Below are 12492 nucleotides of genomic sequence, written 5' to 3'. Positions count from 1 at the left end.
CATGATTTCAATTGTAATCCTAGGCACCGGTAATGTTGCCAAACATCTATACGACGCCTTTTCAGCAACAAACCAAGTAAAGATTCTTCAGGTGGTGGGCAGATCTAAAGAAAAGCTTGCGGTCTACTCCAAACTCTCGGAGGTCAGTATGGATTATGGAAACATAAAAGAAGCAGATGTATACCTCATTGCAGTTAGTGATGATGCCGTTAATGAGGTATCCCAAAAACTTGCTGACAAGAAGGGGCTCGTAGTGCATACATCAGGAAGTTGTTCCCTGGACGATCTATCACCAATCCAAAGAAAGGGAGTGTTTTATCCCTTACAATCCTTTACCAAGAATAAAAAGGTAGATTTTAAGGAAATTCCGATCTGTGTGGAAGCAGCACAGAAAGATGATGAAATAGTATTAAAACAATTGGCCCATTTAATTTCAGAGAAAGTTTTTAATATTTCTTCGGAACAGCGAAAAACCATCCATTTAGCGGCCGTATTTGTCAATAATTTCACCAATCACCTCTATCAGATCGGAAGTGAAATTTGTGATGAAAATAAAATTCCATTCGAACTTTTACATCCCCTGATAAAGGAAACGGCCAATAAAATAAGTGTCCTAAATCCTCATGAAGCACAAACCGGTCCGGCCAGAAGAGGAGATAAGATCACCATCAACAATCACCTAAGACTTCTCGAAAATAAAACCCATAAGGAAATTTATTCCTTACTTAGCAATTCAATAAAGAAAGATTATGAGCAAAAGTTATAAGGAATACCTCAAGGACATCGATACTTTTGTTTTTGATGTGGATGGGGTGTTCACGGATGGTACCGTTACCATTACAACCACTGGCGAAATGCTGCGAAAAATGAGTATCAAGGATGGTTTCGCCCTGAAAACGGCCATTCAAAAAGGATACAATGTCTGTATAATTTCTGGAGGTTCCAATGAAGGCGTTAGAAGCCGCTTTAGAGGCCTTGGCGTAACAGATATCTATCTGGGAGCCCATTACAAGGATGAACCATTAAAAGAATATATGGATGTTTATGGTATTAAACCTGAACAGATCCTTTATATGGGGGATGATCTTCCGGATATTCCCGTTATGCAAATGGTTGCCTTACCCACGTGTCCGCAGGACGCAGTACCAGAGGTAAAAGAAGTTTGTAAATACATCTCACACATCAATGGCGGACAAGGATGTGTCAGGGATGTCATCGAACAAGTTCTAAAGGTCAGGGGCGACTGGGAAGGAAATTTTAATGCTAGAAACGATTAGGGATTTATGTTGAAGGAACAATTAAAAAAATTTCAGATCATTTTGGCTTCCGGCTCTCCAAGACGTCAGCAATTTTTTAGGGAAATGGGGCTTGATTTTGAAATTCGCCTAAAACCAGTGGAAGAAATTTATCCTGACCGATTAAAAGGTGCCGAAATTTCAGATTATCTGGCAGTTTTAAAAGCTTCCCCCTTTAAAAACGAACTCAAAGATCATGAGATATTGATCACCTCGGATACCGTTGTGTGGCACAACGGCAGTTCTTTGGCCAAACCAGGAGATGCAAAGGAGGCCTACAAGATGATCAAAACCTTGTCCGATGATTGGCATGAGGTAATCACTTCCGTTTGTTTTACCACATCTTCATCGCAAAAAACGGAATATCACAGTACCAAAGTAAAATTTAAACCGCTCTCCGACGAGGAGATCTTATATTATATAGAAAATTACAAACCCTTTGATAAAGCTGGCGGATATGGCATACAGGAGTGGATTGGGCTTATAGGTATAGAGCAAATTGAAGGGTCTTACGCTAATGTTGTCGGACTTCCCACACATATCGTTTACAAAACGTTAATGGATATGGCTAGCTAGGCGATTTTGGGTAATTTTGAAAAAACACTTGAAAATGAAATTACCTTTCAATTTTAAAATATTTATTTTATTGGCTTTGACAACCCTTTCCTTCAGTTCTTGTAGAAAGGTAACCTCTAAAGAAAACACCCAAACATCAGTAAAGGACAACCAAAAAACACAGGTTCCCAAAAAAGAATTATCTGTGGCCTTTAAGGAGTATTGGTATGCAGGTAAAGCAGAAATTAGTTCTTATAAACTTGAGCAGGCTAGGTACGGTGAGATTAGGGACGGGTCAGCAGTATTAATATATGTGACAGAACCATTTTCAGCTGATAAACAAGTAAAGGCAGATCAGAGCAATGCAAGTAACATTCCTGTCCTAAAACTAAATACAACCAAAAATTTCCTGACCGGAATTTACCCCTACTCCATCATGACGAGCAGTTTTTTCCCGGTACATGATAATTCCCATGCCCTCAAAATTTCCAATAGTGTTCAGGAATGGTGCGGGCACGTTTACGCACAATTGAACAATAAGGAAAAATTTGAAGTACTATCGCACTCTTATTTTGAAAGTGAGGCAGATCAAGAATTTAAATTAACCAAGACCCTTTTGGAGGATGAACTTTGGAACAAAATCCGCATTGATCCAGGAAATTTACCTACAGGCTCAATCCAGATCATACCTTCCATGGAATATACGAGACTGCACCATAAAGAATTCAAGGCCTATGAGGCTACTGCAAGCCTGACCAATAATGGGGCATTGACCAATTATACGATATCATACCCAACCTTGGAAAGGACCTTGTCCATAAACTTTAGTGCCAAATTCCCCTATACCATAGAAAATTGGTCTGAAAAAGCTCCAAGCGGGTTTGGTGATGGGGCCAAGTTACTTACGACCAGAGCTTCAAAAATTAAAACAATAAATACTCCTTATTGGCAAGAAAACCATAACAGTGACCTATTTTTGCGTGATAGTTTAGGTTTAAAGTAATGGAGGAATTAATTATTGAATATCAAAGGGAATTAGTAGGTACCGTTGTTTGTATCTTAATTTTGTTGATCTCTAGATTTATAAGTATCAAGGCCATCCGGAAGGTTGGAAAATTACGGGATATACATGAAGCCCGCACAAGGCTAATCATAAAATATGTTTCTGTGGGACATACCATTTTACTGGTTAGTGTTCTAATTTTTGTGTGGGGGATAAATGTTAAGGATTTAGGCTTGGTGTTTTCTTCAGTCTTTGCTATTTTGGGGGTCGCCCTTTTTGCGAACTGGTCCATCTTGAGCAATATTACAGCGGGAGTCATTTTGTTTTTCTCGTTTCCGTTTAAGATAGGTGACAGGATACGGATTTTGGACAAAGAGGTTCCGGATGAAGCGGTAATTATAGACATTAAGGCGTTTTATTTTCATATGATCAACGATCATGGGGAACAACTTACCTACCCTAACAATTTATTATTACAAAAAGGAGTTGTCCTTATTGAAAAACAGGTCCATTTAGATGAGGATGGAACCGGTATCCTTTAGTCTTGTTAAAGAATTTCTAAAAATTACTCGTTAGTTGTTAATCTTTCTATATTTGAGGGCCAACTAAAAATCAACAGCATGCGCCACTTTCTGGTATTTTGTTTAGGGATACTATTTTCCACTAATCTGATCCTTGCCCAACTGCCAAAAAAAAGCACAACTTCCGACATTTACCACTCCGTTCAGAAATTGAACTTTTTAGGCACAGCCCTTTATATTGCCGCACATCCCGATGATGAAAATACCAGGCTAATTTCATACCTGTCCAACGAAGTAAAGGCTAGAACTGCTTATCTATCCCTTACACGGGGAGATGGGGGACAAAATCTTATTGGAACAGAATTAAGGGAACTTCTTGGGGTTCTAAGAACAGAGGAATTATTGGCCGCACGTAGGATAGATGGAGGCGAACAGTATTTTACAAGAGCCAACGATTTTGGATATTCCAAACACCCGGACGAAACCTTGGAAATATGGAATAAAGAAGCTGTTTTAGGCGACGTTGTTTGGGCCATTCGAAATTTAAAACCCGATGTGATCATCAACCGATTTGACCATAGATCACCAGGTTCTACGCACGGACATCATACCTCTTCGGCCATGTTGAGTGTAGAGGCGTTTGACCTTGTCAATGATAAAAACGCCTACCCTTCCCAGTTAACCCTTACAGAGACATGGCAACCCAAGCGGTTGTTCTTCAACACAAGTTGGTGGTTCTATGGCAGTGAAGAGAATTTCAAAAATGCGGATAAATCCAATATGCTTTCATTGGATGTGGGTGTTTATTATCCCTTAATGGGGCTTTCCAATAATGAGATTGCATCTATGGCCAGCAGCCAGCATTTATGTCAAGGCTTCGGAAGAATTTCAACCAGAGGTAGTGAAGATGAATATATAGAACTGCTCAAAGGAGATCTACCCTTGGACAAGAACAATGTTTTTGATGGTATAGATACCTCTTGGTCCAGAGTAAAAGGCGGCAAAGCCATTGGAGAACTTTTATATGGGGTTGAAAACAACTTTAACTTCAAGGATCCAACTGTTCATTTGCCTGAATTGATGGAGGCCTATAAGCTCCTGCAAAATATTTCAGATGAGCACTGGAGATCTATCAAAACAAAAGAATTAGAAGAAATTATTACAGCAGTTGCGGGATTATATTTAGAGGCTTCCTCTGAGGAAACAGATGCCGTTCCGGGCAGCACCATCACTATTGATATTGAAGTATTGCAAAGGAGCAATGCCAATCTTCAGTTGAACAGCATCAAAATCTCTGGCGCTCAAGATGCCCTATCCCCTAACCTACCACTAAAAACCAATATAAAAGAGAATTTCAAAATAGATTTTAAAATTCCTGAAAATACGGATTATACAAGCCCCTATTGGCTAACTAAAAAGGGAAGTTTGGGAATGTATGCGGTTGATAATCAAAAACTAATTGGAAAAGCCGAAACCCCAATTCCTTTTACGGTAACCTTCAATCTGATAATAGATGGCACACCCATCGCGATAAACAGTCCTGTAGTTCACCATTATTCAAAACCTGATAAAGGGGAACTTTATGAGCCATTTGAAGTATTACCGCAAATTACTACCCGCATCAATGACAAGGTTATCATATTCTCGGATTCGGAAACCAAAGAATTACCTGTTCATATTAGGTCGGGCAAAGACAATATTGGTGGTGTTATTTCATTGGAGGTTCCTAAAAACTGGAAGGTGACCCCTACAGAGATCAATTTTAATATTGCTCAAAAAGGAGACGAAAGCACCGTCTATTTTAAAGTAACCCCACCAAATAAAGAAAGTGAAGGAGAAATTACTCCTAGGGTTACTGTCAACAAAAAGGTGTATTCCCAAGAGCTGGTGGTCATCAATTATGACCATATCCCAAAACAATCTGTGCTCTTACCAGCTTCTGTAAAGGTAGTCCGATTAAATATTCAGAAAGAAGGTGAAAATATTGGATATATCATGGGTGCTGGAGATGATGTCCCAAAGAGTTTGGAGCAAATCGGGTACAAGGTTTTCCCTATAGACCTCAATAGTGTACAGGAAGGAACATTATCAAAATTTGATGCTATTGTAGTGGGAATAAGGGCTTATAACGTTGTGGATGCCTTGAGGTTTAAACAAAAATATTTGTTGGACTATGTAAAAGATGGCGGAAATTTAATTGTTCAATACAACACCTCTGGAAGAAATGGCTTGAATTTTCACAATCTTGCCCCCTACCCACTAAATGTTTCTAGAGATCGGGTAGCCGATGAAAATTCTCCTGTGACCATTTTGGCTAAGGAGCATCCCATTGTAAATGTCCCAAATAAAATCAGCGTAACCGACTTTGACGGTTGGGTACAAGAACGAGGTTTGTATTTCCCCAATGAATGGGGAACGGAATTCACTCCGATACTTTCAATGCAAGACAAAGGAGAATCCCCAACCAATGGCAGTTTATTAGTGGCTTCTTATGGAAAAGGCAATTATATTTACACAGGATTGAGTTTCTTTAGGGAATTACCGGAAGGTGTTGCCGGGGCCTATAAACTATTCGCAAATATGCTATCTTTAGGCAAAGAAAATAGCAATCCAGAAAATTCGCTTAAAAACTAGCCATGCAAGATAAATTTGATTGGAAGAAAGAATATACTGCGGTACTCATATTAAATGTAATCTACATTCTTATTTTTTACTTCATAATGACACTTAATAAGTAATATGGGAGTATTAGATTGGAGTATACTAGTAGGTACCTTATTATTTATTGTAGGCTATGGTGTTTGGAAAACACGTGGAAGCAAAAACGTTAATGACTATGTGCTAGGAGGCAGTGAGGCCAAATGGTGGACCATTGGTCTTTCCGTTATGGCAACACAAGCAAGTGCCATTACTTTCTTATCCACACCTGGACAAGCGTTCCACGATGGAATGGGCTTTGTTCAATTCTATTTTGGCCTGCCCCTGGCCATGATCATCATCTGTATTGTTTTTATTCCTATTTATCATAGATTAAAAGTATATACTGCCTATGAATTATTGGAAAACCGATTCGATTTAAAGACACGTACCCTTACCGCTTTTCTATTTCTCATACAACGGGGATTATCTGCAGGAATTACCATTTATGCTCCTTCCATTATATTGTCTGCCGTTCTTGGATGGGATTTATGGACTTTGAATATTATTATAGGAATCCTTGTGATCATCTATACCGTTTCCGGGGGAACTAAAGCTGTAAGCGTCACCCAGAAGCAACAAATGTTCATCATTATGGCCGGTATGTTCGTTGCCTTCTTTTTTATCCTGGGCTATCTCCCCAATGATATTAACTTCAGTAAAGCATTAAAGATTGCCGGAGCCAGTAATAAATTGGATATCCTGAATTTTGACCTGGATACGAATACAAGATATACTTTTTGGAGTGGTATTACCGGCGGATTGTTCTTGGCCTTGGCCTATTTTGGGACCGACCAGAGTCAGGTTCAACGCTATTTATCAGGTAAATCTGTAAGGGAAAGCCAATTAGGGTTAATTTTTAACGGCATCTTGAAGATTCCTATGCAATTTTTCATCCTCTTGGTGGGCGTTATGGTCTTCGTATTCTATCAATATAATTCCTCTCCGTTAAACTTCAATCCGGCTGCAACCAAGGCGGTAATGCAATCCCCTTTGGCCAATGACTACAAGATATTGGAAGAAGGGCATTTAGAATTGGAAGTAGAAAAGAAAATGGCCCAAAACAGATATTCTGCTGCCTTGGACCTTAAGGAATATGATGCCACAGAAGAAGCTAAACAGGATATTATATCAATTAATAAAAAAGAAAGATATAATAGGGATGCTGCCAAGGCCATGATCCAAAAGGCAGATAACGATATTGAAACCAATGATAAGGATTATGTATTTATCCATTTTATCCTTAATTACCTACCAAAAGGACTGGTTGGACTCTTGCTGGCCGTAATATTATCTGCAGCCATGTCCTCCACTGCCTCGGAATTAAATGCCTTGGGTACCATTACCGCCTTGGATCTCTATAAGCGCTATAGGATCTCAGGACTTACGGACGAGCACTATGTAAAGATTTCCAAGTTGTTCACCCTGTTATGGGGCATCGTGGCCATAATCATTGCCTGCGCAGCAAATTTATTTGACAATCTGATTCAATTGGTAAATATCATTGGATCTATATTTTATGGAAATGTCTTAGGTATTTTCTTAATAGCCTTCTTTTTCAAATATATCAAAGGGAATGGAGTCTTTGTTGCTGCCATAATCACTCAAGTTATAGTGATCATTGGATATAAATACGATTGGATGTCCTACTTATGGCTGAATGCTTTTGGCTGTGGGTTGGTTATAACCCTGGCCTTCATCTTAGAAGGTTTTGACAGATTACTAAAGAATCCTCCTATTAAGCCCGAAGATCTTTAATTGCACATAGAAAGTTGCTATAGAGAATCTAAATATCATCTACTAATTCCCCTACCCCAAAGACGTAGGTTTTGGGCAAAATGCCATTTTATTAACTGTATTTTGTACATTTGATTATCAGAAAGGAATTGTATTGAAAGCTAGGTAAATCCGTTTGCATCATCGGAGTATGACTTGAAGCACTTAATACATTTCCTATTTTAATGTTTCTATGTTTCTTTTTAAGATTTAGAATTTAATTAATCCGAGGACGACCTCTTTTAAAGTTAATTATGCTTATCAATGCCACCCACCAATATAGAGTTGAACAAAAAATACTAGTTGCAGTAGATTGCATAATTTTTGGCTTCGATTCCAAGAATTTAAAACTGCTACTTTTTAGAAGAAAGGTAGAACCGTTAAGAGGATCATGGTCTTTAATTGGTGCCTTTATAAAAAATGATAGTTCCGTATTGGACGGAGCAAAACAAATTTTATTTGAATGTACCGGTTTGGAAGATGTGTATCTCGAAGAACTAAAAACTTATGGTGATGTCGATAGAGATCCAGGGGAACGAGTCATATCTATTGCACATTACAGTTTGATCCGAATAAACGACTTTGAATTGGAACACGTGGAAAAGTTTGATGCCCGATGGTTCAATTTGGATGAAATACCAGAATTAATCCTGGATCACCGCCAAATGGTAGAAGATGCCATTGTAAAACTAAAGAATAAAGCCCGTCATCAGCCCATAGGATTCAATCTACTTCCTGAATATTTTACCATCCCCGAGCTACAGACACTGTATGAAAGTATTTACCAACGTGAGCTGGACCCAAGAAACTTCAGAAAAAAGATTTTATCGCTGGACATACTCAACAAGACCACAAAAAAAGATAAATCAGGATCAAAAAAAGGAGCATTCCTTTACTGTTTCAACAAGGAAAAATTCGATACCCTAATCGCAAAAGGGTATAATTTTGAGATTTAAATACCTCCATTCTAAATTATTTGAACTTTTTTAATCTCAGCAAGCAATTTATCAAAATTAATTCACTTCTATTTTTTCAACAAGCTTACAAGTCATCCTATATTTATCTCGAAAAGCATTTTATCTAACAGATAGCCACAAAAAAAGCCCAACAGTAAAACTGTTGGGCTTTTGATAATCTTATAAGGTGTTTGCTTACTTAGCGCCCCACTCTTTTAATGAATCTTTATTCATTTTGATATAATCTGCGTTACCAGCAGCTTCAGCACCGGCCAAAGATTTTTTAGCAGCTTCTATGGCTCCTTTTTTATCTCCTGCTTTTGCGTAAATTAAAGATTGTTGTCTCAATTGCCAGAAAGCTGGTTTTTCGGTCATGGCCATTGCCTTATCCATCCAAGCCTTAGCTTTTGCGATATCTTTCCCTTCACTATAATAATACACAGCTGCAGCATAATAATCTCCTGCACCTGGTCCTGCCATAGTTTTTTCAATATCCTTCATTACCATTGCATCTGTTGGTACTTCAAATTTTACTCCAACATATGCTTTTTCCCAAAGGATACCCAAAACAGCAGAATTGCTGGTCAGGTCATCAAAAGTCATTGTAAATGTCTCTATCGGCATTTCCATTTTATAGACCTCAACCGTAGTTTTTGCGGCAACTTTAGACTCATCCCATTCTGAAGGAGTTCCCCCGCCTTGAGCATCTGTATAGAAAAATACCTCCCAAGAAGAAGATCCTGGCTTCGTAAAGATAGCATAGGTCCCCGCTTTTAGAGCTTGTCCGTCTACCATCACATCATCACTAAAAGTAATTTTTGTTCTGGCATTGGCTCCCGTACGCCATAGCATATCATAAGGTACCAAATCTCCAAAAATAGTCCTACCCCTCATGGATGGTCTTGAATATTCTAAAGTAACATCGGTCAACCCTACAGTCTGCCATACTTTTGCGGCCGGACTTGGGGCTGGAGTTTCAATTTGTGCCTGTACCGAATAGGTAGCTACTACGGCTAATAATATTAGTACTAATTTTTTCATTTGATTACGATTTATACGTTTCTACAAAACTACCTATAATGTCACGGTAGATTTGTTAAGAATTCCTTAAATAATAGGAATGGAGCTTACGATTAATTCATCCAAAAAGGTGCCGAAATGGTCCCTTTGTCCGTATAAAATGTAAGGTAGTAAATTGCTGAATTTAAGGTTGTCAGGTTGACGGTATTTTCCCTAATGTCCTTCCCCAAAATATAATTTATGCGTCGGCCTTGGGTATCAAAAATAGCTCTTCCCAATATTTCGCCTTGAATCTCGTATTCCAGCTCCCTTGCTCCAAATCGCTTATATATAAATAGGCCCTGCTTATTCTCTGTCGGTAAAGGTTCTTCAATAAATTCATCTGATGTATCAAATGAAAAAAGTCTTGATTCCGAGGTTATCATGGGACTGTTATTGGTGAATTTTTCTGACGAAAGAATATAATGGTTTTCATTTATGAAGGTAATTCCTTCTGCCTGTAAGAACCCAAGGTTCAATTCCTTTTTCTCCACGGTTCCTGAAAATATGCTATTTGCCACCAAATTGTCGGCACGTACGATAAAGGGCAGTAAAAATTTGGAGTATCCAATCAAATATAGGACTTGGGTATCAGGATTAAAACTAGCTCCCGTTACTAATCCGTTAATTGTATATTCTCCAATTTTTGAGGCAATATAAGTACCTGGGATTTTAGGAATCCCGTAGGCAACCGTACCGTTGCTCTGCCACTGTTTGGTCAGAATAACAAGTTGATCATTTAAAACGAAAAGGGCTTCCGCATCCCAGTCGCTATTGGGACTAGGGGTAAAGTCGGTTTGGTCTACATAGGAAAATTCAATTTTCTCCGCCTCAACCGAATTGGATGTATTATAATCTGTTTTTAGTATCCTATACACCGCCAAATCCCGTCTACCACCATTGTTGTTTCCAATTTCTCCAACATAGATATATGTGTCGTCCTGGGCTATATCCTCCCAATCTATATTAACGGCATTGGAAATGGTAATGGTCCTTGTTATCTGCAAAGAAGTGGTATCCAGTTCGAAGAGCTGGGCCGTATTGCCGGAATCATTATGGGTGACAATTTTATTATTGTAAAATATTAATCCAGATGTCTCAAAAATGGCCTCGGGAAGCAACCCCAATTCCCTGACATTTTCCTGTGCAAAGCCTATGGCTACAAAGAAAACCAAGCAAATATTTAAAATAAATGTTTTCATAACTGGTACGATTAAGGAAATGTACAAAATTAGAAGTTCAAAGTAAATAAATTAAGCTGACCTTATCCAATACATCGATAACCTTTAGTCCAAGTGATTCATTCTATACACCAATTCGTAATATTTTTATTTTGTTTAACTTTTTTAATTATTATTTAAACAAAAATACCTCTATCTTTGGACAAACCTAAGTGATGAAATTGTACCAATTACGATCAAAACAAGCATTGCCCATTTCTCAACAAGAGGCTTGGGATTTTTTATCCCAACCCAAAAATTTAAAGACTATTACCCCTGAGCATATGGGTTTCCATATACTTTCTGGAGATGACAAACCCATGTTCCCTGGGCAGATCATACAATATAAAGTTTCCCCATTTCCTGGTTTTACAACCAAATGGGTGTCTGAAATAACCCAAGTTGAACACGGTCATTATTTTGTGGATGTCCAATTGTTTGGTCCGTATGCCCTATGGCACCATAAACATTTTATAAAACCGATTGAAGGTGGTGTGATCATGGAAGATATAATTGACTACAAGTTACCCTTTGGAGTATTGGGGCAATTGACACACCCCTTCATTGTAAAAAAGCAATTAAAGCAAATATTTAAATTCAGGGAGGAAAAATTGAACAGTCTTTTTGGAACAATGGAGAATGTGCCCAACGAATTGACATTTGATTCATTTTAAAGTACACATTAATAAAATACAACTAAGAAAAATTAAAAAAATGAGGAAGAACATAGTATTAATAGGAGGCACCCACGGAATAGGCCATGCTATTGTTACCCAATTAGCATCGGACAACAATATCTTTATTGCATCGAGGAATAATGAAGGGATAGAGAACTTGGATGTCAAACACATACCGTTTGATACCACAAAAGATGATTTAGATGCTGGTCAGTTTCCAGATGAGATTCACGGTTTTGTATTTTGTCCAGGAAGTATCAATTTAAAACCTTTTAAAATGATGGGTCTGGATAGCTTTGAGCAAGATATGCATTTGAACTTTTTCAGTCTTGTCAGAGTGCTTAAAACACTTATGCCAAAAATGACTGACAGCGCTAGTATGGTTTTTTTCAGTACTGTTGCTGTAACCAGCGGCATGCCCTTCCATACAAGTGTTTCTGCCTCTAAAGGGGCTATAGAAGGTTTTGCCAAATCCCTTGCGGCAGAATACGCGCCAAAATTGCGAGTGAACGTGGTGGCCCCATCATTGGTAGATACTCCATTGTCCTCCAGATTATTGAACAACGATAAGAAAAGAGAGGCCATGGCAGAAAGACATCCCTTAAAAAGGGTAGGAACTCCTGAGGATATCGCCAATATTGCCGTATTTTTATTGAGCGATGATAGCAGTTGGATGACCGGGCAGATCATTGGTGTGGATGGAGGACTCTCCACTTTGAATGTTAACTAGAAA

The 12492-nt window shown here is 38.4% G+C and carries 12 protein-coding genes; 10 read left to right on the top strand and 2 right to left on the bottom strand.

All coding sequences use genetic code 11. The features are described 5' to 3' along the window. Position 1: 1 nt before the first annotated feature. The 8 genes from ABXZ32_RS13230 to ABXZ32_RS13195 all read left to right on the top strand — a co-directional run bounded on the left by ABXZ32_RS13230 (position 2) and on the right by ABXZ32_RS13195 (position 8803). Positions 2–766, top strand: a complete 765-nt coding sequence (locus tag ABXZ32_RS13230; RefSeq protein WP_354619161.1) for a Rossmann-like and DUF2520 domain-containing protein — start codon at positions 2–4, stop codon at positions 764–766. After that, positions 750–1277 (top strand): KdsC family phosphatase, encoded by a 528-nt coding sequence (locus ABXZ32_RS13225; protein WP_354619160.1) that lies wholly within the window; start codon positions 750–752, stop codon positions 1275–1277. Before ABXZ32_RS13230 ends, ABXZ32_RS13225 begins: the two co-directional genes overlap by 17 nt. 6 nt (positions 1278–1283) lie before the next feature. Further along, entirely contained in the window at positions 1284–1871 is a 588-nt protein-coding gene (locus ABXZ32_RS13220) for a Maf-like protein (RefSeq protein WP_354619159.1), read from the top strand. Positions 1872–1905: 34 nt separating this feature from the next. Continuing rightward, positions 1906–2853, top strand: coding sequence for a septum formation inhibitor Maf (locus ABXZ32_RS13215; protein ID WP_354619158.1), 948 nt, complete (start codon positions 1906–1908; stop codon positions 2851–2853). After that, positions 2853–3395: a mechanosensitive ion channel family protein gene (locus tag ABXZ32_RS13210; RefSeq protein WP_354619157.1), complete on the top strand. Its 543-nt coding sequence runs from the start codon at positions 2853–2855 to the stop codon at positions 3393–3395. The genes ABXZ32_RS13215 and ABXZ32_RS13210 overlap by 1 nt, the downstream gene beginning before the upstream one ends. A gap of 78 nt (positions 3396–3473) precedes the next feature. Next, on the top strand, positions 3474–6008 hold the full coding sequence (locus ABXZ32_RS13205) for a PIG-L family deacetylase (RefSeq protein WP_354619156.1): 2535 nt from the start codon (positions 3474–3476) through the stop codon (positions 6006–6008). Positions 6009–6113: 105 nt separating this feature from the next. After that, positions 6114–7829, top strand: a complete 1716-nt coding sequence (locus ABXZ32_RS13200) for a sodium:solute symporter (protein WP_354619155.1) — start codon at positions 6114–6116, stop codon at positions 7827–7829. Between the two features lie 272 nt (positions 7830–8101). Then, positions 8102–8803 (top strand): NUDIX hydrolase, encoded by a 702-nt coding sequence (locus ABXZ32_RS13195; RefSeq protein ID WP_354619154.1) that lies wholly within the window; start codon positions 8102–8104, stop codon positions 8801–8803. Positions 8804–8998: 195 nt separating this feature from the next. On the opposite strand, the gene ABXZ32_RS13190 is transcribed toward ABXZ32_RS13195, so the two are convergent. Together ABXZ32_RS13190 and ABXZ32_RS13185 are read right to left on the bottom strand one after the other, a co-directional pair. Then, entirely contained in the window at positions 8999–9844 is an 846-nt protein-coding gene (locus tag ABXZ32_RS13190; protein ID WP_354619153.1) for a DUF2911 domain-containing protein, read from the bottom strand. Between the two features lie 92 nt (positions 9845–9936). Continuing rightward, positions 9937–11064, bottom strand: a complete 1128-nt coding sequence (locus tag ABXZ32_RS13185; protein WP_354619152.1) for a T9SS C-terminal target domain-containing protein — start codon at positions 11062–11064, stop codon at positions 9937–9939. 194 nt (positions 11065–11258) lie between these two features. On the opposite strand from ABXZ32_RS13185, the gene ABXZ32_RS13180 reads away from it, so the two are divergent. Together ABXZ32_RS13180 and ABXZ32_RS13175 are read left to right on the top strand one after the other, a co-directional pair. Then, entirely contained in the window at positions 11259–11756 is a 498-nt protein-coding gene (locus ABXZ32_RS13180; protein WP_354619151.1) for an SRPBCC family protein, read from the top strand. 40 nt (positions 11757–11796) lie between these two features. Beyond that, positions 11797–12489, top strand: coding sequence for an SDR family NAD(P)-dependent oxidoreductase (locus ABXZ32_RS13175; protein WP_354619150.1), 693 nt, complete (start codon positions 11797–11799; stop codon positions 12487–12489). Positions 12490–12492 lie beyond the last annotated feature (3 nt).

The sequence above is a fragment of the Sediminicola luteus genome (assembly GCF_040566555.1).
GTDB lineage: Bacteria > Bacteroidota > Bacteroidia > Flavobacteriales > Flavobacteriaceae > Sediminicola.
This window is presented reverse-complemented; position numbering and strand designations above follow the sequence as displayed.